Annotated in this window: 26 protein-coding genes; all 26 read right to left on the reverse strand. The window is 43.3% G+C overall.

The window, feature by feature from the left end:
- Positions 1 to 56: 56 nt before the first annotated feature.
- Positions 57 to 2,303: a formate C-acetyltransferase gene (gene pflB, locus AC1EK4_RS04465; protein WP_480357165.1), complete on the reverse strand. Its 2,247-nt coding sequence runs from the start codon at positions 2,301 to 2,303 to the stop codon at positions 57 to 59.
- Positions 2,304 to 3,051: 748 nt separating this feature from the next.
- A complete protein-coding gene (locus AC1EK4_RS04470; RefSeq protein ID WP_480357278.1) occupies positions 3,052 to 4,815 on the reverse strand; it encodes a RagB/SusD family nutrient uptake outer membrane protein in 1,764 nt (587 codons plus the stop codon).
- 24 nt (positions 4,816 to 4,839) lie between these two features.
- Positions 4,840 to 8,124 carry a SusC/RagA family TonB-linked outer membrane protein gene (locus AC1EK4_RS04475; RefSeq protein WP_480357179.1) on the reverse strand — a complete coding sequence of 1,095 codons (3,285 nt, stop codon included), beginning with the start codon at positions 8,122 to 8,124 and terminating at the stop codon, positions 4,840 to 4,842.
- A 719-nt stretch (positions 8,125 to 8,843) separates the two neighbouring features.
- Positions 8,844 to 9,341 (reverse strand): 50S ribosomal protein L17, encoded by a 498-nt coding sequence (gene rplQ, locus AC1EK4_RS04480; RefSeq protein WP_480357180.1) that lies wholly within the window; start codon positions 9,339 to 9,341, stop codon positions 8,844 to 8,846.
- A gap of 129 nt (positions 9,342 to 9,470) precedes the next feature.
- Positions 9,471 to 10,463, reverse strand: coding sequence for a DNA-directed RNA polymerase subunit alpha (locus AC1EK4_RS04485; protein WP_036896571.1), 993 nt, complete (start codon positions 10,461 to 10,463; stop codon positions 9,471 to 9,473).
- 12 nt (positions 10,464 to 10,475) lie between these two features.
- Entirely contained in the window at positions 10,476 to 11,081 is a 606-nt protein-coding gene (gene rpsD, locus AC1EK4_RS04490) for a 30S ribosomal protein S4 (RefSeq protein ID WP_036896570.1), read from the reverse strand.
- Positions 11,082 to 11,142: 61 nt separating this feature from the next.
- A complete protein-coding gene (rpsK, locus tag AC1EK4_RS04495; protein WP_036896569.1) occupies positions 11,143 to 11,532 on the reverse strand; it encodes a 30S ribosomal protein S11 in 390 nt (129 codons plus the stop codon).
- Between the two features lie 93 nt (positions 11,533 to 11,625).
- Complete coding sequence (gene rpsM, locus AC1EK4_RS04500; RefSeq protein WP_036896568.1) at positions 11,626 to 12,006, reverse strand: 30S ribosomal protein S13; 381 nt, start codon at positions 12,004 to 12,006, stop codon at positions 11,626 to 11,628.
- A 105-nt stretch (positions 12,007 to 12,111) separates the two neighbouring features.
- The gene (gene rpmJ / locus AC1EK4_RS04505) at positions 12,112 to 12,228 is read right to left on the reverse strand and encodes a 50S ribosomal protein L36 (protein WP_006950529.1); all 117 of its coding nucleotides are present in this window, start codon (positions 12,226 to 12,228) and stop codon (positions 12,112 to 12,114) included.
- A gap of 11 nt (positions 12,229 to 12,239) precedes the next feature.
- The gene (gene infA / locus AC1EK4_RS04510; protein WP_036896567.1) at positions 12,240 to 12,458 is read right to left on the reverse strand and encodes a translation initiation factor IF-1; all 219 of its coding nucleotides are present in this window, start codon (positions 12,456 to 12,458) and stop codon (positions 12,240 to 12,242) included.
- 2 nt (positions 12,459 to 12,460) lie between these two features.
- On the reverse strand, positions 12,461 to 13,261 hold the full coding sequence (gene map / locus AC1EK4_RS04515; protein WP_036896566.1) for a type I methionyl aminopeptidase: 801 nt from the start codon (positions 13,259 to 13,261) through the stop codon (positions 12,461 to 12,463).
- An 8-nt stretch (positions 13,262 to 13,269) separates the two neighbouring features.
- Positions 13,270 to 14,610, reverse strand: a complete 1,341-nt coding sequence (secY, locus tag AC1EK4_RS04520) for a preprotein translocase subunit SecY (RefSeq protein ID WP_036896565.1) — start codon at positions 14,608 to 14,610, stop codon at positions 13,270 to 13,272.
- A gap of 3 nt (positions 14,611 to 14,613) precedes the next feature.
- Complete coding sequence (gene rplO / locus AC1EK4_RS04525) at positions 14,614 to 15,060, reverse strand: 50S ribosomal protein L15 (RefSeq protein ID WP_036896564.1); 447 nt, start codon at positions 15,058 to 15,060, stop codon at positions 14,614 to 14,616.
- Between the two features lie 24 nt (positions 15,061 to 15,084).
- On the reverse strand, positions 15,085 to 15,261 hold the full coding sequence (rpmD, locus tag AC1EK4_RS04530) for a 50S ribosomal protein L30 (protein WP_036896563.1): 177 nt from the start codon (positions 15,259 to 15,261) through the stop codon (positions 15,085 to 15,087).
- An 11-nt stretch (positions 15,262 to 15,272) separates the two neighbouring features.
- On the reverse strand, positions 15,273 to 15,785 hold the full coding sequence (gene rpsE / locus AC1EK4_RS04535) for a 30S ribosomal protein S5 (protein WP_036896562.1): 513 nt from the start codon (positions 15,783 to 15,785) through the stop codon (positions 15,273 to 15,275).
- A 6-nt stretch (positions 15,786 to 15,791) separates the two neighbouring features.
- On the reverse strand, positions 15,792 to 16,136 hold the full coding sequence (gene rplR, locus AC1EK4_RS04540; RefSeq protein WP_036896561.1) for a 50S ribosomal protein L18: 345 nt from the start codon (positions 16,134 to 16,136) through the stop codon (positions 15,792 to 15,794).
- 18 nt (positions 16,137 to 16,154) lie between these two features.
- Positions 16,155 to 16,727 carry a 50S ribosomal protein L6 gene (gene rplF / locus AC1EK4_RS04545; protein WP_036896560.1) on the reverse strand — a complete coding sequence of 191 codons (573 nt, stop codon included), beginning with the start codon at positions 16,725 to 16,727 and terminating at the stop codon, positions 16,155 to 16,157.
- A 14-nt stretch (positions 16,728 to 16,741) separates the two neighbouring features.
- On the reverse strand, positions 16,742 to 17,137 hold the full coding sequence (gene rpsH, locus AC1EK4_RS04550; RefSeq protein WP_036896559.1) for a 30S ribosomal protein S8: 396 nt from the start codon (positions 17,135 to 17,137) through the stop codon (positions 16,742 to 16,744).
- Between the two features lie 81 nt (positions 17,138 to 17,218).
- Positions 17,219 to 17,521, reverse strand: coding sequence for a 30S ribosomal protein S14 (gene rpsN, locus AC1EK4_RS04555; protein WP_036896558.1), 303 nt, complete (start codon positions 17,519 to 17,521; stop codon positions 17,219 to 17,221).
- A 5-nt stretch (positions 17,522 to 17,526) separates the two neighbouring features.
- Positions 17,527 to 18,081: a 50S ribosomal protein L5 gene (rplE, locus tag AC1EK4_RS04560; RefSeq protein ID WP_480357188.1), complete on the reverse strand. Its 555-nt coding sequence runs from the start codon at positions 18,079 to 18,081 to the stop codon at positions 17,527 to 17,529.
- A complete protein-coding gene (gene rplX, locus AC1EK4_RS04565; protein ID WP_480357190.1) occupies positions 18,081 to 18,407 on the reverse strand; it encodes a 50S ribosomal protein L24 in 327 nt (108 codons plus the stop codon). The genes rplE and rplX overlap by 1 nt, the downstream gene beginning before the upstream one ends.
- A gap of 18 nt (positions 18,408 to 18,425) precedes the next feature.
- Positions 18,426 to 18,791: a 50S ribosomal protein L14 gene (gene rplN, locus AC1EK4_RS04570; RefSeq protein ID WP_004369535.1), complete on the reverse strand. Its 366-nt coding sequence runs from the start codon at positions 18,789 to 18,791 to the stop codon at positions 18,426 to 18,428.
- Between the two features lie 2 nt (positions 18,792 to 18,793).
- A complete protein-coding gene (gene rpsQ / locus AC1EK4_RS04575) occupies positions 18,794 to 19,060 on the reverse strand; it encodes a 30S ribosomal protein S17 (RefSeq protein WP_036896556.1) in 267 nt (88 codons plus the stop codon).
- Positions 19,061 to 19,062: 2 nt separating this feature from the next.
- On the reverse strand, positions 19,063 to 19,257 hold the full coding sequence (gene rpmC, locus AC1EK4_RS04580; RefSeq protein WP_036896555.1) for a 50S ribosomal protein L29: 195 nt from the start codon (positions 19,255 to 19,257) through the stop codon (positions 19,063 to 19,065).
- Between the two features lie 3 nt (positions 19,258 to 19,260).
- Positions 19,261 to 19,689 carry a 50S ribosomal protein L16 gene (rplP, locus tag AC1EK4_RS04585; RefSeq protein ID WP_036896554.1) on the reverse strand — a complete coding sequence of 143 codons (429 nt, stop codon included), beginning with the start codon at positions 19,687 to 19,689 and terminating at the stop codon, positions 19,261 to 19,263.
- Positions 19,690 to 19,703: 14 nt separating this feature from the next.
- Positions 19,704 to 20,438 carry a 30S ribosomal protein S3 gene (rpsC, locus tag AC1EK4_RS04590; protein WP_036896552.1) on the reverse strand — a complete coding sequence of 245 codons (735 nt, stop codon included), beginning with the start codon at positions 20,436 to 20,438 and terminating at the stop codon, positions 19,704 to 19,706.
- Positions 20,439 to 20,441: the final 3 nt, after the last annotated feature.

A 20,441-nucleotide genomic window follows, 5' to 3' on the forward strand; every position in this document is an offset into this window, starting at 1 on the left:
GCATATGACCATAGCTCCCTCATTTGATATAGAGTAAACTACAGTTTTTCTCGTTTTTACATCTTGTCGTGTGCCTGACGTGCTATCACATCTTCTTGTTGCTCGCGCGTTAAGTCGATGAATTTCACGGCATAACCACTCACACGAATGGTAAAATTAGCATATTCAGGTTTCTCAGGATGCTCCATGGCATCTTTCAACTTATCTACACCAAATACATTTACGTTGAGATGATGAGCACCACGACTGAAATAACCATCCATGACACCCACAAGTGTACGAGCGCGTTCTTCATCATCGTGTCCTAATGTATCGGGGCTGATAGTCTGTGTATTGCTAATTCCATCGAGCGCATACTCATAAGGCAACTTAGCCACAGAATTGAGCGATGCCAACAATCCGTTCTTCTCGGCACCATACGATGGATTTGCACCAGGCGCAAGGGGTGTTCCGGCCGGACGACCATCCGGCATATTACTGGTAAACTTACCATAAACCACATTAGAAGTAATGGTAAGGATACTGGTAGTAGGTTCGGATTCACGATAGGTATGGTGCTTCTTAATCATGCCGATAAACGTCTTGAGCAACCATACAGCAATATCATCCGCACGATCGTCATCATTTCCGTAACGGGGGAAGTCGCCTTCGGTCTTAAATTCGAGTGGGAATCCAGTCTCATCACGCAGGATATTGACCTTGGCATACTTGATAGCGCTGATAGAATCGACCACATGGCTGAAGCCAGCAATACCTGTTGCGAATGTTCTACGTACATCGGTATCAATAAGAGCCATCTCCGCTGCCTCATAAAAGTATTTATCGTGCATATAATGAATGAGGTTGAGGGTATTCACATATACACCTGCCAACCATTCCATCATATCCATGAAGCGAGGCATAAACTCATCGTAAGTCACCACGTCACCCTCTATTGGGCGCAAAGCAGGACCACATTGCTCGCGTGTTCTAGCATCTACACCACCGCTAATTGCATAAGTGAGACATTTAGCCAAGTTGGCACGAGCACCAAAGAATTGCATTTCCTTACCGGTCTGGGTAGCAGATACGCAACAACAAATACTGTAGTCGTCACCCCATACCGGACGCATCACCTCGTCGTTCTCATACTGAATAGAACTTGTCTTCACCGAAATAGCAGCTGTATACTTCTTGAAACCTTCGGGTAAACGCGGACTATAGAGCACAGTGAGGTTAGGTTCGGGCGATGGTCCCATATTCTCAAGCGTGTGAAGGAAGCGGAAGTCGCTCTTCGTCACCATCGAACGCCCGTCCATACCCATACCTGCCACCTCTAATGTAGCCCATACGGGGTCTCCACTGAATAGTTGATTGTATGAAGGAATGCGAGCAAACTTCACCATGCGGAACTTCATCACAAGGTGATCTATCAATTCTTGAGCCTCATCTTCGGTAAGAGTACCTTCACGGAAGTCGCGCTCAATATAAATATCAAGGAATGTTGAAATACGACCTACAGACATTGCTGCACCATTCTGCGTCTTGATGGCAGCCAGATAACCGAAATAAAGCCATTGAACAGCTTCACGAGCATTCTGTGCAGGTTGTGAAATATCATACCCATAGAGTTCAGCCATAGCCTTCATCTCTTTGAGTGCCTTTATCTGCATTGATATTTCTTCGCGCTGACGAATGACATTATCGGTCATCGTACCGTCTCCACAGAGATTCAAATCGTTCTTCTTCTCTTCTATCAAGAAGTCAACACCATACAGAGCTACACGGCGATAGTCGCCCACAATGCGTCCACGACCGTACGTATCGGGCAATCCTGTAAGAATATGATTGTGGCGTACCAACTTCATCTCGTCGGTATACGCATCGAAAACTCCATCATTATGAGTCTTACAATATTTCGTAAAGATTTCGTGCAACTTCTCAGACGGTGTATAGCCATAGGTGGTACAAGCCTGTTCTGCCATCTTAATACCGCCATAAGGCATGAAAGCACGCTTCAAAGGTTTGTCTGTCTGAAGTCCAACCACCTTTTCAAGGTCTTTCAATTGGCTGTCTATATAAGCCGAACCATAAGCTGTCATACTCGAAACGACTTCAGTCTCCATATCAAGTACACCACCTTTGGCACGTTCTTCTTTCTGTAACTGCTGCAAAATACCCCAAAGCTTATCCGTAGCAGCCGTTGGAGCCGCCAAGAAATCTTCGTTTCCGTCAAAGCCTGTGTAATTGTTTTGAATAAAATCTCGCACATTGACTTCGGTTGTCCACTGATGTCCTACGAAACTTCTCCATTCATTCTTCATTATCCTTAATATTATTGAGTGAAAAAATAAAATCTGTATACCTCTATAGTTATGTCATCTCATCTGTCCGAGAAGCATCTTTATCCTCTGTAAAGATTTCATCCGACAGGAAATCGAACTACAAAGGTAACACCATTTCTTCATATCAAAGAATATATGACATACACATTAAGGAAAAATACCAAGTAATGAGGATAAGAAACTCCTCACTACAGCAACCAGCCACAACATGGCTACCCTCTGCGTTAGCCGCTTGCCGGAATGAAATGACGGCTGGCGGACTAATAGGGATACAAAAATTGAATGCCTTTAGGTACTCCCCCTCAATCAAAACTGTTATTGGGCGAATACAATTCGCCCCTACTCATCACTCATAACTCCTCACTTCTTACTCTAAACTCGTCTACTTGTCAACTTAAAACCATCTCCCTCTCCTTGAGAGAGGGTTGAGGTGAGGTTACTGCAAGGGCTCAGCAGCTCTACTGCCAAGCCTATTCCGAAATGCTGAAAAGTCGAGGCAGCGATGCTGAGAAGCCGTTGCAACAGCCCCACCCCAGCCCTCCCCAAAAGGGGAGGGAGATGGTTTTAAGTGGATAAGTAGACGAGTTTAGAGTGAGAAGTAGGGGCGTGTTTGAAGCGAGAAATACGTTAATTGCACATACCCGATACTAGAGATTGGGAGTCATCTAACAAAAAGAGAGCAGGGACATGGTCACCTGCTCTCTCGTATTCATACATATACCGCACTCTATTTCCAACCCGGATTCTGTATCAGATTCTTGTTCAGCGTCAATTCGTTGGTCGGTATCGGATAGAACCAACGTCGGTCGGTATCGGTCCACTTGCGTCCCTTGTCATCGAGAGCTTTGGAAGAAGCATACTGATAAAGGTAGGTAGCACCATCATAGTTAATAACCGGACGCCCATTCTCGCCACCAAAGGTCACATTCTGCTTAGCATAAGTAGTCTTGACTGCGTCTGTTATCTTCAAACCAAACATGGTCTTGGGATTCTCCAACAACTTCATGGCATTCCAACGCTTGAGGTCATCGAGGCGTTGCCCCTCTGCTACCAACTCTATTCTGCGCTCGCGACGAATCTCATAAAGAAGGTTAGACAGGGCATAACCATAAGCGACAGGTTTGGCATCAGCCACCGGATTCACTGTCAAATGAGCCATTTCCACACGGTCGCGAAGTTTGTTGACGGTCTTGTCGAGTACATCTTGGGTACAAGTACCAAGCTCGGCTTTAGCCTCGGCATTGATTAACAAGACTTCAGCATAGCGATATACAAACCAATCGTAAGACGTATTACGAGCCTCGGCTTGCTTGGTATTGGCCGAACGATACTTCACACAGGGATAACCCGTAACGCCACTGTTGGAATTAACGTTGCCAACGTGCGATTCACGGACACCATTCTGTACGGTAAACGGACGATGGACGTTGTCGATAATCTGGTAGATACGTGGGTCGCGATTAGCAAACTCTTTCTCTTGATCGTCGTCGCCTTGGTAGCCTGAACCACTATTATAAATAGGAGTACCGTCTTTCATCAAGAACGATTCCACGAAATCTTTAGACAACCCCATACCATTTTGCGATACCTGACGGCCTGTCTCATGAGTCAATACGCCCGATGCATAATAACGAGCAAGAATTACCTCCTTGTTACCTGTGAGATCTTCTTGTACAAACTGGTTGCCATAATACAGCGGATAACCTTCAAATGCCAACTGTCCGGCGCCATTATCAGCTCCCTTAACAATATCGAATTTACCGGTAGCCATGATAGCATCGGTGACATCGGCAGCTTTCTTGAGAAGCGATTCGGCTGTAAGGTCGCCCGACTGTTTGTGGTATTTCTTATAAGTACCAAAGAAGAGACACACACGAGCCAACTGTGTACGGGCTGCTTCTTTATTCAAACGCCCTTTCTCCTCATTACCTGCTTCAGGCAAATTGGTCACGGCAAACTCCAAGTCTTCAATCACCTTGCCCAATACAAAGTCAGCCTTATCGCGTGCTTTGTACAACTGCTCGGTGTCGGTAGTCGTCAAGTCGGCATCGTACCAAGGCACATCGCCAAACATACGCAGCTTATCATAATAGAGAAGTGCTCTAAAGAATCTCACTTCGGCTACATATTTATTGATTTCGGCTTCTGTCCCGGTGACTGTATGATAACGCTTCAAGAAGTAGTTACAAGAACGAATATCATTCCAATACCATCCATTACCAGAGTTGGCATCGGTAGGTATCGTATATTCATCGAACAAATAGCCCACATAACTATTGGTTACGAAGTTGTCACTAGTATTATCTCCGGTAGCCGTAGGACTACTCAAGTACCCATAAAGACCATTGGCATAAAGCTTCAAGTCGTTGGGCGTGTGCCAATAAGATTCGTCGGTGAACGAGTCGATAGGCGATAAGTCCGTATAGTTGCATGAAGTCAGTATCGTTCCCGAAACGACTGATGCCACAAGGATTATATATTTTAGTTTCATCATTTCAGTATTTGATATTTAAGATTAGAAAGTAAGATTCAATCCAACAGAGATTTTTTTGTTGATAGGATAGGTCATATTGCTCAACGTTTCGGGATCGAACGCCTTAATCAACGGAGTGAATGTAAGCAAATTCTCGCCCTGAACAAATACTCTGAGACGCTGAATACCTACCTTGGAAGTGATGGTACGCGGAATCGTATAGCCGAGAACGATATTCTTCAATCGCACGTAACGGGCATTTTGGAGATAGCGTGAACTTGTCTGGCGGTTACCACCATTACGCCAACTTGGACGTGGGAAGTAAGCATTCGGATTGTCCTTGGTCCAATAATCGAGTGCGGTGGTAAGCGGAGTCTGCCATTCGTCGGTGAATCCCCAGAATGCTGAACCACCCACGGCATAGTCGCGCTTGCCTATACCCTGCCAAAACATATCGAAGTCGAAGCCCTTATACTCCAAACCGGCTGTGATACCAAAGGCATAACGAGGTGTGTTATTACCAATTATCTTACGGTCGCCCGGATCGTCGATAGTATTCTTACCCACATTAATCTTCTTATCGCCGTTCAAATCTTCGTACTTCACGTCGCCGGCCTGCCATTTACCACCATAGAGGTAAGACTGGTCTTGAGAGGCTGCTTCAGCATCTGTCTGGAACAAACCGTTAGAGACGTATCCCCAAATTTCGCCTATCTTGTGGCCAACATAGTAATTGCTAATCAAACCGGTAGGATTGGAGAAGCGCGTAATGGTAGACTGATAGTCGGAAAGAACAGCCTTGATGTGGTAACTCAAGCCATTCTTCAACTGGTCTTGCCACCCTGCTGAGAGTTCCCAACCCACAGTTTTCAGGTCGGCAGCATTCTCACGAGGAACGGCAGCACCCAAAGTTGCGGGTAGAACCTGACCAGTGGTCAACATATCTTTGGTGTTACGGCGATACCAATCGAAAGAGAGATTGAAGCGATTACGGAACATATTGACATCGAAACCGAAATCTATCTGATTGACAGTCTCCCATGTGAAGGTAGGACTTACAAGCCCCGGAGCCGTAATAGCAACCGGGCGAACCTCGTTCAACAAAATACCATAAGAGCTATTGACACCATACGTAGCCAAATAAGGAAAGTCGCCATCGACCACTTGGTTACCCAGTGAGCCGTAGGAAACGCGAACCTTCAAATTATCCCACCAACTACGGAGCGGTTCCCAGAATTTTTCTTCGGATACACGCCAAGCTGCTGATGCCGAGGGGAAGAAAGAGTAGCGGTTACCTTTAGCAAATTTAGAGGAACCATCGTAACGACCATCGAGTTCCAGCAAGTAACGACCACGATAGTCATAATTGATTCTTGTGAACATACCATTGACCGCCCACTGGCTCTCTTTAGAACTCATACGCATGTCACCGGTCGCTAAATTAAGCGATGGATTCTCTGCATCAATCAGATTAGCGCGCCCTGTATAATGATATCTGGTGTGTTTCTTCTCTTGGTTATAACCCATCATCACCTTAAAATTATGCACATCTTGCAATGAGAAAGAATACTCGGCAAAGGCATTGAAGGCATTGTAGTAATCGTCTTCATTGGCCAAGGTGACACTACTTGGATTAGTCCAAGGATAATAATTCTCTGTTCCGGCAACAGCCGTATAGTCGTAGAAGTTTCTGACATGCTCTTGAGAAGAATATCCATAGTAGTTCCAAGTATAATCGGCATTAATGACCAACCCTTTTATTGGCGTGATTCGCACGGCACCGGTCATCCAAAGGTCGTTATTCCTGTAATTGGCGTTACCACCTTGAGCCTGTAAAGCCACCGGATTGGTATAGCTACCCTGTCCAGCATAGTGCCCATCGGGATGCCTAACCGGCATCAATGGACTCAAGTCGCTCTTCAACATGCCGCTATAAGCCGACAATCCACTGTAAGCAGTAGAGTTCATGGCAGTGGTACCACCGGTTGGATGCAACTCCGTGGTATAAGTATGAGCAATCTTTCCGGATACATTCAACCAAGGAGTAACCTGCGTAGACACATTGATATTGGCGTTGTACTTCTTGTATTGGTCATTGGCTGCCTTGAGAATACCACCCTGATCGTTCATACCGACAGACATATAATAAGTGGTCTTCTCGCTGCCACCACTGATATTGGCATTATAAATCTGTGAGAAAGAAGTCTTATAAAGTTCTTTCCACCAGTCGGTGTTACCGCAATACTGATACTTATAAGTAGCATCACCGCCCATAGAGGGATCGAAAAATACCGGAGAGTCGTAATTCCCGTTGAAATAATCATTGGTGTACTTGTAGATTTGCGAAGGATAATAGGCGTTTCCCTCATTGGCAAGATCTTTCATTTTCAGGAAATCTACAGAGTTAATATTGTGCATAGAACGCGCCGGATTCTGCCAATAGCCCGTTGCATTCAATGAAACTGTGGGCTTACCGGAATGTCCTTTCTTGGTAGTAATCAAGATAACGCCATAAGCTGCACGGGCACCATAGATGGCTGCCGAGGCCGCATCCTTTAATACTGAAATGGATTCGATGTCATCCGGATTCACCAAATTGGCATCCATCTGAACATTGTCGACCAATACGAGTGGCCCACCACCATTCAATGACGTGGTACCACGGATGTTGAAAGCCGAGCTAGAACCCGGAGCACCACCCGAATTCATCGTGATATTCAAATTAGGAACCACACCTTGAAGTCCTTGACCGATATTAGTGATGGGGCGATCGGCCAACACCTTGCCATTAACCTGAGCCACGGCACCGGTCAGATTGGCTTTCTTCTGTGTACCATACCCCACAACAACCAACTCTTCGAGCGATTGTGAATCTTCATCCATAACCACTTCCAGATTTGAACCGGCTTTGGCAACCACAGTCTTGGCAGTATATCCCACATAAGTGATGACCAGCGTAGCATTGTCGGGAGCACCGGTTAGGACAAAATTACCATCAATATCGGTCACAGCAGCAGCTGTTCCGCCTTTCACTTTGACAGCTGCCCCTATCAGCGGTTCTCCTTTTGAGTCGACCACGCGACCGGTGATTCTTTTCGTTTGTTGTGTATTGTTGACAGAGTGAGTCTGTATTTTCTCACTTTCTATATTGTTCGCAAGAATGGCATCGGCTCCCTTACGAACTTCATAGCGCATATTTTGCGAATGAAGAACGCCCACACGGGTGTTTCCGGCCAACAGATTGTTTTGGTTTTGACCGAATGGCGTAATGACACCGGCCGCACAAAGTGCTAACAAACCATACCTTTTGATTTTGTAATGAAGCATAGTATATTAGGTTTTACATTATTAGATTATAATTAGACTTTAATAATAACAACATGACGCTCTAAGTGTTCATCAATGATATAGCGCATTTTCGCATGCGCTCATAGAATCTTTCTGATGGTATTGACCTCCTTTCCTTGATTAAAAGGTTTGTATCATCGCTGGGAATATTCACTTAAGAAACGTTTTTGAGGGTTATTCCCACCGCTATTATTCTCACTCAATCGTAGCAAAAATAATATTTTCAATTGATACCAACAAATCGTCGAATGTTTTTTTTTATATTTAAAAGCAAAAAAGTTACAGACTATCAATAACTAAGAAACAAAAAAGCACCATATAACAATAATATCTAGAAAATATTCAAAAATCAGACTTCCACTATAAGGTAGATAGATTGCTTTTTTCTTTCACTGGCAAGAAGAAAAACACGAAATAACGCTCACTTTTCCACGCAAAGTGTTACCTTTGCAACTGAAATAGTGAGCGTTCTTTGGTTATACAAAGCAATGAACTTTCAAGCATATCGCTCATTTCTAAATCGTTACCTATACGACCTGCATTTAATCGCAGAACCTTGTACTTTAAGCACTTAGCCCAGAATCATATTTTTTTAGCGGACAGCAATAAAAAGAAATAAAGAGATGAGACATAGAATAAAAAAGCGCCTCCACTCTTTCGAATGGAAGCGCTTTATTGTTGTAATAATCAGCGTGTGATTATTCTGCTGTCTTGGTTTCTTCTGCTGCAGACTCTGCCTTAACTTCTTCTGCTACAGGAGCAGCCTCTGTTGCGGTAGCAGTAGACTTGCGACTACGACGTGTCTTCTTAGCTGCTGCAGGAGTTTTTGCCATGTTCTCATCGAAGTCTACGAGTTCGATGAAAGCAATCTCAGCTGCATCACCCTGACGAGTACCCAACTTGATAACACGTGTATAACCACCGGGACGATCAGCCACCTTTGCAGCTACCTCACCAAACAATGCCTTCACAGCTTCCTTATTTTGTAAATAGCGGAAGACTACACGACGAGAGTTTGTGCTATCATCCTTTGAACGGGTGATAAGGGGTTCTACATACTTCTTCAAGGCCTTAGCCTTAGCAAGGGTCGTAGTGATTCTTTTGTGCATAATCAAAGAGATAGCCATATTTGCGAGCATGGCATCACGATGAGATGCAGTACGACCTAGGTGGTTGAATTTTTTATTATGTCTCATTTTTGTTTTTTACTTTGATGGATGGAATTTAGAAATTATATTGTTCTAGTCTATTTATTAACTTGTCAACTAGCTCTGTTATGAGCTTATTACTCGTCAACTCAGAAACTAAAGAACTCAAAACTGTCTTTATTCCTTATCCAGTTTATACTTTGTGATGTCGGTTCCAAATGACAGATTCAGACCTTCGAGCAAATCATCAAGCTCAGAAAGCGATTTCTTACCAAAGTTGCGGAACTTCAAGAGGTCGGTCTTGTTGTACTGTACCAAGTCGCCGAGCGTCTCAACATCAGCTGCTTTCAAGCAGTTAAGAGCACGAACACTAAGGTTCATATCAATCAACTTTGTCTTGAGAAGCTGGCGCATGTGAAGAACTTCTTCGTCGAACTCTTGGTTACCATCTTGATCAGGATTTTCCAAAGTAATCTTCTCATCAGAGAAGAGCATGAAATGGTAAATCAAAATCTTAGCGGCCTCTTTCAGTGCATCCTTAGGAGATATGGAACCATCTGTTGTAACTTCGATAACCAGTTTATCATAGTCGGTCTTTTGTTCAACACGATATGGCTCAACTGAATACTTTACGTTACGGATTGGGGTGTAGATAGAATCTATAGGAAGGACGTTGACGTCTGTACAGAACTCACGATTCTCGTCAGCCGGCACATAGCCACGCCCCTTGTTAACAGTAAGATCTATCTGCATTGAAGCTTTGACATCTAAATGACAAATCACCAAATCAGGGTTTAACACTTCAAATCCAGTCAGATACTTGCCTATATCTCCTGCCTTGAACTCGGTTGAATTCTCAACAGTGATACTAACTTTCTCGTTCTCGAATTCTTCTACTACTTGCTTGAATCTTACTTGTTTCAAATTCAAGATAATGTTGGTAACATCCTCCTTGACCCCCGGTACCGAAGAGAACTCATGCTCAACACCAGCGATACGGATGGTATTGATAGCATAGCCTTCGAGGGATGAAAGAAGAATGCGGCGCAAAGAGTTACCAATGGTAACTCCGAAGCCCGGCTCTAAAGGACGGAATTCAAACTTTCCGAACTTATCATCAGCCTCCAGCATTACAACTTTATCAGGTTTTTGAAATGCTAATATCGCCATTAATTTAATGATTTATTTAGAGTACAACTCAACGATTAACTGTTCCTTAATATTCTCTGGAATGTCAGCACGCTCCGGCTTGTGCAGGAACTTACCACTCTTTGTATTATCATCCCACTCCATCCATGGATATTTGCTGTGGTTGAAACCAGCAAGAGCTGCTTCGATAACTTCGAGTGACTTAGACTTCTCACGAACACCAATAACTTGACCCGGTGCTACAGCGTAAGAGGGAATATTTACTACCTGACCGTCAACAACGATATGTTTGTGACCAACCAACTGACGTGCAGCAGCACGAGTAGGAGCGATTCCCAAACGGAACACTACGTTGTCGAGACGGCTCTCCAAGTTTTGGAGCAGAACCTCACCGGTAATACCCTCAGCCTTAGCTGCCTTATCAAACATATTACGGAACTGACGCTCAAGTACTCCATAAGTGTACTTGGCTTTTTGCTTCTCTGCCAACATGACACCGTACTCAGAAACTTTTCTGCGACGGTTGTTGCCATGCTGTCCAGGAGGGAAGTTTCTCTTGGACAAAACTTTGTCAGCGCCGAAGATGGGTTCACCAAATCGACGTGCAATCTTAGATTTCGGACCTATGTATCTAGCCATAAAATAAAAATATGCTTATAATTTAATTGTATCTGTGATAGTGCAATCTTCTCAAGAAGGATTAGACCTTACGACGCTTGGGAGGACGGCAACCGTTGTGTGGTAATGGAGTAACATCGACAATCTCTGTCACTTCGATACCTGCACCATGTACGGCGCGGATAGCTGATTCACGTCCATTACCCGGACCTTTAACGTATGCCTTCACCTTGCGTAGACCCAAATCGAAAGCTACTTTCGCACAATCCTCACCTGCCATCTGAGCAGCATAAGGAGTATTCTTCTTTGAGCCACGGAATCCCATCTTACCAGCAGAAGACCAAGAGATAACCTGACCCTCGCTATTTGCTAAAGACACAATGATATTATTGAAAGAGCTGTGCACATGGAGCTGGCCGATAGCGTCAACTCTTACATTTCTTTTCTTAGATGTTGCTTTTGTTTTTGCCATAATCTTTTTTAGTTTTGAGTTTTAAGTTTTTGAGTTTTTGAGTTTAGCTTATGAAGCAATCGACAAAAAAACTAAAGAACCGAAAACTAAATTTTACTTAGTAGCTTTCTTCTTGTTAGCAACAGTCTTCTTCTTTCCCTTACGGGTACGTGCATTATTCTTGGTGCTCTGACCACGAACAGGAAGACCATTACGATGACGAACTCCACGATAGCAACCAATATCCATCAGTCGCTTGATATTCATCTGGATCTCAGAACGGAGATCACCTTCTACTTTGAATTCAGCGCCGATAATTTCACGGATACTAGCTGCCTGATCATCAGTCCATTCGCTGACCTTCAGGTCGCGGCTTACGCCGGCTTTATCCAATATCTTTGCTGAACTACTTCGACCGATACCATAGATATAGGTCAATGCGATTTCGCCACGCTTATTCTGGGGCAAATCTACTCCAACAATTCTTATTGCCATTCTTAATTGAATAAAAATAAATTAATAAAATCTGATTTCTTGCTAAAGAGTTTGCAAAGTTAAAGATAAAATTGTATATCTTTTTACTTTTACAATACTTTAACATTAACCCTGACGCAACTTGTACTTAGGGTTTTTCTTGTTGATAACGAACAAACGACCTTTACGACGAACGATTTTGCAGTCGGGTGTACGCTTCTTTAATGATGCTCTTGTCTTCATATCTTGAAATATTACTTGTATCTGAAAACTATTCTGCCCTTTGTCAGGTCGTAGGGACTCATCTCTACTTTAACCTTGTCTCCGGGAAGGATTTTAATGTAATGCATTCTCATCTTACCTGAGATATGCGCTATAATCTGAACCCCGTTTTCAAGTTCCACACGGAACATTGCATTGGAAAGACTTTCCAAAATGGTTCCGTCCTGTTCGATAGCGGATTGTTTTGCCATAACTAATTTAAATCTCTTTCAAAATGTTCAATATCTTCGAACGTTGATAAAATCTCTGCTTTGCCCTTACAAATTGCAATTGTGTGCTCGAAATGAGCTGCCGGCTTACGATCAAGAGTCATAATTCCCCATCGATCGGGCAACAGCCCTATATGTCGATCACCCTGAGTAATCATGGGCTCTATCGCAATACACATCCCTGCTTTCAGCAAGATACCGGAACCACGAGAACCATAGTTTGGAATTGAAGGGTGTTCATGCATTTCCTTTCCAATTCCATGCCCAGTCAATTCCCTGACGACTCCATATCCTTGGGTTTCACAATAATGTTGAACAGCATATCCAATGTCTCCCACTCTATTCCCAGCAACTGCTTGTTCGATACCCAAATAAAGAGACTCCTTTGTAATCTTTAGCAATTGTTTAGTCTCTTCTACGACCTCACCTACACAAAAAGTATAGGCAGAGTCTCCATTGTATCCATCAAGTAACGTGCCACAGTCTATTGATATAATGTCACCATCTTTCAATATAGTTTGCTCATTGGGAATCCCATGAACAACAACCTCATTCACCGAAGTGCAGATAGAGGCGGGAAAAGGCTCTCCATAAGGATTAGGAAAGTTCTTGAACGTAGGGACAGCCCCATGGTCTCTAATGAACTCTTCTGCAATCTTATCCAAATGGAGAGTCGTTACACCCGGCTTAATATGTTTTGCTAATTCCGCAAGCGTCTCCCCGACGAGTCGGTTTGCCTTGCGCATCAGTTCTATTTCATCATCCGTTTTCAGAGATATCTTCATCTTACAGCTTAGTATGCTGAGACACCTCCGTTATTGCGCGTATGCCCAGAATTCAACAATCCATCATAGTGACGCATCATCAAGTGGCTTTCAATCTGCTGTAGCGTATCAATAACCACACCGACAAGAATCAATAATGATGTTCCTCCGAAGAACTGAGAAAACGCATTCTGAACATTCAACAGTCCAGCAAGAGCTGGCATGACGGCAATGAACGCAATGAATAATGAACCCGGCAAAGTAATACGAGACATTATGGTGTCTATATAATCAGCGGTTTCCTTTCCGGGTCTGATTCCCGGAATGAATCCATTGTTACGCTTCATATCCTCAGCCATCTGGGTTGGATTCAATGTAATAGCCGTGTAGAAATATGTAAATGCGATGATTAAAGTCACATAAATGATATTGTACAACAAGCTGTGGTTGTCCATCAAAGAACTGATAACCCAAGAAGTACTTTCAGACTGATACTGAACAATAGCCAAAGGGATGAACATCAGTGCCTGAGCAAAGATGATAGGCATCACATTAGCTGCGAAAAGTTTCAGAGGAATATACTGACGAGCACCACCATATTGTTTGTTTCCTACAAGACGCTTTGCATACTGAACAGGAACCTTACGAGTTCCTTGAACCAACAGAAGAGATGCACATACCACAAAATACAGTATCAACAGCTCAACAATGAACATTACTAGACCACCACCAGAGATAGCAGTGAATCTAGAGCCGATTTCCTGTACGAATGCCTGTGGCAAACGTGCAATGATACCGAGCATAATAATCAAAGAGATACCGTTTCCGACACCTTTATCCGTGATACGCTCACCCAACCAGAGGATAAACATACTGCCTGCTGCCAATATAATTGTGGCAGGAATCATAAAGACGGTCCAAGAGATGCCGGAAGCCAAAGCTTGGCTTGCCTGCATCTTTAGATTCAACAGGTAAGACGGTGCTTGGAATAGCAGGATAGCTACTGTAAGCACACGTGTATACCAGTTAATTTTCTTATGACCGCTTTCACCTTCACGCTGCATCTTCTGGAAATAAGGAACAGCGACAGCAAGCAGCTGCATAACAATAGAAGCTGAGATGTAGGGCATGATTCCAAGTGCAAAGATAGATGCATTGGAAAATGCTCCACCAGAGAACATGTCCAAAAGTGACATAAGGCCACCTGAGGTTTGCGACTGAAGTTTGTCCAACATAGCCGGATTGATACCGGGAAGTACAACGAACGACCCAAAACGGTAGATAGCCGTAAACAGAAGAGTGATAAGGAGTCGCTGACGCAAGTCCTCCACCTTCCAACAGTTCTTTAGTGTCTCAATAAACTTTTTCATTTGTTAGATTATAGTTGCGTTACCACCAACTGCCTTGATAGCTTCTTCGGCAGTCTTAGAGAAAGCATTTGCTTCAACTTCAATTTTAGCCTTCAACTCGCCATTACCCAAAATTTTAACGAGTTCCTTACCATTGGTAAGTCCTGCTTCTTTGAGTTCTGCGATTCCAATCTTTGCCAGATTCTTGCTCTCAGCAATCTTCTGAAGAGTAGACAAGTTCACTGCCAAATATTCCTTATGGTTGATATTCTTGAAACCAGCCTTCGGAACACGACGCTGTAGTGGCATCTGACCACCTTCGAAACCAATCTTTCTCTTATAACCAGAACGAGCCTTAGCACCCTTGTGACCACGGGTAGAAGTTCCACCAAGTCCAGAACCGGTACCACGACCGATTCGACGACGAGAATGAGTAGAACCCTCTGCTGGTTTCAAATTATTTAATTTCATAATCGATTCGATATTAAAGATTCATTATTCAACTACGGTTACCAGGTGATGCACCTTGCGGATCATACCACGGATGCTAGGGGTATCTTCAACCTCTACAATCTGAGAGATTTTACGAAGTCCTAAAGCCAAGAGGGTACGCTTCTGGTCAACTGGATAACCAATCTTACTTTTAATCTGCTTGATCTTAATTGTTGCCATTGTCTTTCCTATTAACCATTAAACACCTTTTGCATGCTGATACCACGTGCACCTGCAATTGTATAGGCATCGCGCATCTGGCTTAAAGCTAGAATTGTAGCCTTTACAAGGTTATGAGGATTTGATGAACCCTTAGATTTTGCAAGAACATCTGTAACACCTGCTGATTCCAGTACGGCACGCATAGCACCTCCTGCAACCATTCCTGTACCGGCAGCAGCCGGACGCAAGAATACTTGAGCTCCGCCAAATGAGACCTCAATCTCATGAGGAACGGTTCCATTAAGTACAGGAACTTTTACAAGGTTCTTCTTTGCAGATTCTACGCCTTTAGCGATAGCAGTAGTTACCTCACCGGCTTTGCCGAGGCCCCAGCCGATAACACCTTTGCCATCACCAACAACGACGATAGCAGCGAATGTGAATGTACGACCACCCTTAGTAACCTTGGTTACACGGTTGATAGCAACCAGATGATCCTTCAATTCTACGTCACTATTTACTTTTACTTTATTCATTGCCATAATCGTTTAAAATTTAAGACCACCCTTACGTGCACCATCTGCCAATTCCTTGACACGGCCATGATAAAGATAGCCATTACGGTCGAACACTACAGACTCTATACCTGCAGCTTTAGCCTTTTCGGCAACCAGCTCACCTACTTTAGCAGCCTGCTCGCACTTAGCCATTTTCTCAAGACCTAATGAAGAAGCAGCAGCAAGAGTTGTACCTGTCAAATCGTCAATAACCTGAGCGTAGATTTGCTTGTTAGAGCGGAATACGCTAAGACGAGGACGCTCAGCTGTTCCGTTTACTCTTTTACGAACACGGAACTTTATCTTAATTCGTCTTTCAACTTTCTTTGTTGTCATAATCGTAAATAATTAAAATTACTTAGCTGAAGCTGTCTTACCAGACTTTCTGCGAATAACCTCGCCTTGGAAAAGGATACCCTTACCCTTGTAAGGTTCAGGCATACGGAAAGAACGAATCTTTGCACAGATAAGTCCTAACAACTGCTTATCACAAGTTTCCAAAATAAGAAGTGGATTCTGGTTTCTTTCAGACTTTGTCTCAACCTTCACCTCAGAAGGCAATTCAATAAAGATAGGGTGTGTATAACCCAATGACAACTCAATCAAGTTGCCTTGGTTAGAAACACGGTAACCTACACCTACCAGTTCCAAAACTTTCTTGTAACCCTCGCTTACACCAACAATCATGTTGTTTACCAACGAACGGTATAGACCATGGAAAGCCTGTTTCTGCTTAACATCTACAGAGCTATTCTCATCAATATCGAAAATTATCTGGCCATTCTCATTTGTAAACTTGATAGAAGGATCAATCTGCTGCGAAAGTTCACCTTTAGGGCCTTTAACAGATACTACATTTGTCTTCTCATCGAAATTAACAGTAACTCCAGCGGGAATACTAATTGGCAATTTTCCTATTCTTGACATATAAAATCCTCCAATTAATAAATGTAGCAAAGAACTTCACCGCCAATTTTCAAACCAGCAGCCTCTTTGTCTGTCATAACACCTTTGGATGTAGATAAGATAGCAATACCTAATCCGTTAATAACTCTCGGCATATCCTTGTATCCCGTATATTTACGGAGACCAGGAGTTGATACACGCTTCAAACTCTTGATAGCGCTCTCTTTTGTTGTTGGGTTGTACTTAAGAGCAACCTTAATAGAACCCTGAGGACCATCCTCTATGAACTTATAGTTCAGGATGTAACCCTTCTCGAAGAGAATCTTTGTGATTTCTTTCTTCAAGTTAGACGCAGGTACTTCAACCACACGGTGGTGAGCCATAATGGCATTTCTGAGTCTAGTCAGATAATCTGCTATTGGATCTGTCATATTATATAAAAGTTTAATTGATCGGGACCTTCCCGACAATATTAAATAATCTTGTTTTGAACGAACTAAATCGTTTAAGGATTACCAGCTTGCTTTCTTCACTCCGGGAATCAAACCTGCTGAAGCCATCTCACGGAACTGAATACGAGAGAGACCGAACTGACGAATATATCCTTTTGGACGTCCAGTCACCTTGCAACGGTTATGAAGACGGATAGGGTTTGCATTCTTTGGAATAGCCTGAAGCTTACGAGCTGCCTCATAAGCTTCTGCATAATCCTCAGAAGTAGCTATAATCTTTTTCAGAGCTGCGCGCTTTTCAGCATAACGAGCAACAAGTTTTGCACGCTTTACCTCGCGAGCTTTCATTGATTCTTTTGCCATATTGCTTAATCCTTTTTAGCGTTCTTGAATGGAAGACCAAATGCCTTAAGAAGAGCATAGCCCTCCTCATCGGTTTTAGCTGAGGTCACGAATGTAATATTCATACCCTGAATACGATCAATCTCATCGAGGTTGATTTCTGGGAAGATAATCTGTTCTGTGATACCCAATGTATAGTTACCACGACCATCAAACTTGCTCTCAATACCCTTAAAGTCACGGATACGAGGAAGAGCGACGCGAACAAGCTTCTCCAAGAACTCATACATACGCTCGCGACGAAGAGTTACCATCACACCGATAGGCATCTTCTTACGAAGTTTGAAGTTGGCGATATCCTTCTTAGAATATGTTGCCACAGCCTTCTGACCAGTAATTGCAGTAATCTCATTGACAGCTACGTCAACAATCTTCTTGTCTTGTGTAGCATCGCCAAGTCCTTGGTTGATAACAATCTTCTTCAGTACAGGAATCTGCATTGCTGAAGAATAGTTGAATTGCTTCTGAAGTTCAGGAGCGATAGTCTCTTTATAGACTTTCTTTAACTGTGCTGTATCCATTACTTAATTTCCTCCCCTGACTTTTTAGCGATGCGAACTTTCTTTCCATCCTCTGTAACCTTAACACCAACACGAGTAGGCTTGCCACTCTTAGGGTCTATCAAGCTCAGATTAGAGATATGGATAGGAGCTTCTTGCTTAACAATTCCTCCTTGAGGATTTTTTGCTGAAGGCTTCGCGCTCTTAGAAACGAGATTACGGCCTTCAACGATGGCACGATTCTCGTCTACCAAGATCTTAAGAACCTTCCCTGATTTACCCTTATCCTTGCGATCTCCAGCAAGTACGATAACGGTATCGCCTTTCTTTATATGTAATTTATTCATTACTCTACTCATTAAAAATTAAAGAACTTCAGGTGCCAAAGAAACCACTTTCATATTCACTGCACGCAACTCACGAGCTACCGGACCAAAGATACGGCTACCGCGGAGTTCACCGGCGTTGTTCAAAAGCACGCATGCATTATCGTCAAAACGAATATAAGAACCGTCGGCACGACGAATCTCCTTCTTTGTGCGTACGATCAAAGCCTTAGATACTGCACCCTTTTTCAAATCACTTGATGGGATAACGTTCTTGACAGAAACGACAATCACGTCACCAACACTTGCATAACGACGGCCGGTACCACCGAGAACACGGATGCAAAGAGCCTCACGTGCACCGCTGTTATCACATACTGTAAGTCTTGATTCTGCTTGTATCATAATTACTTAGCTTTTTCAACAATTTGTACTAATCTCCATCTCTTTGTTCTTGACAAAGGACGAGTTTCCATGATGAGTACGGTATCGCCTACATTGGCCTCGTTCTTTTCATCATGAGCATGGTATTTCTTTGTCTTCTGGACAAACTTACCATATATCGGGTGCTTCTCCTTGAACTTAGCAGCGATAACAATGGTTTTATCCATTTTGTTGCTGACAACGACACCCTGTCTTACTTTTCTTAAATTTCTTGTTTCCATCTGGACCATTGTTATTTATTAAGTTCTCTCTGATGAAGTTCGGTCTCAATACGCGCGATATCACGACGAGCAACCTTAATCTGTGATGGATTTTCAAGAGGAGCAATCGCATGATTCAACTTCATCTGCTGAAGCTTGGCACGGGTAGCTTCCAATTTCTCAACCAATTCCTTGGTTTCGAGTTCTCTTACTTCTTTAATCTTCATAGCTTAAGCGTTTTTATCGTAATCACGTCTAACAATAAACTTAGTCTTCACAGGTAGTTTCTGTGCAGCAAGACGAAGAGCCTCTTTGGCAATGTCAAAACTTACACCTTCAACTTCGAAGAGGATGCGCCCGGGAGTTACCGGTGCTACCCATCCTGCTGGATCACCTTTACCTTTACCCATACGGACATCAGCAGGCTTACGAGTAATAGGCTTGTCCGGGAAAATACGAATCCAAACCTGCCCCTGACGATTCATGTAGCGGTTCAAGGCTACACGAGCAGCTTCTATCTGACGGCTATCTATCCATTTTGGTTCAAGAGTCTTGATACCAAAAGAACCGAAAGCCAGTTGTGTCCCTCTGTGGGCGTTGCCTTTATTGCCACGTCCATCTTGAGGCCTTCTATATTTTACTCTTTTTGGCTGTAACATGATAGCTTCTACTTTTAACGGTTATTGTTTCTCTTGCGATTACCGCGACCACCCTGACGAGCGCCACCATTCTGACGGCCAGCACTCTGCTTCTCCTGTGTGAAGTTAGGTGTCAAGTCTTTCTTTCCGTAAACTTCTCCACGGCAAATCCAAACCTTTATACCCAGCAGACCCACCTTTGTGAGCGCCTCGGTCTGACAATAATCGATGTCTGCACGGAATGTATGGAGTGGAGTACGTCCTTCCTTAAACATTTCCTTACGAGCCATTTCAGCTCCGTTCAGACGACCAGTAATTTGAACTTTAATACCTTCTGCACCAGCGCGCATTGTATTTTGAACTGCCATCTTGATGGCACGACGATAAGAAATCTTTCCCTCTACTTGACGAGCGATGTTGTAACCTACAATGTTAGCGTCCAACTCAGGTTTCTTAACCTCAAAGATGTTGATTTGAATATCTTTCTTATAAAGTTTCTTCAACTCCTCTTTGAGCTTGTCTACATCCTGTCCACCCTTACCGATGACGATACCCGGACGAGCAGTACAAATAGTGATGGTGACGAGCTTCAAAGTACGTTCAATGACAATACGAGAAAGGCTAGCTTTAGCCAAGCGCTCGTTCAGATACTTACGGATTTTCATATCCTCTACGAGGCTGTCTCCGAAGTCCTTGCCACCAAACCAATTTGATTCCCAACCACGGATAATACCAAGACGGTTGCTTATTGGATTAACTTTCTGTCCCATTCT

It is taken from the genome of Prevotella sp. C0026C3, from assembly GCF_056590795.1.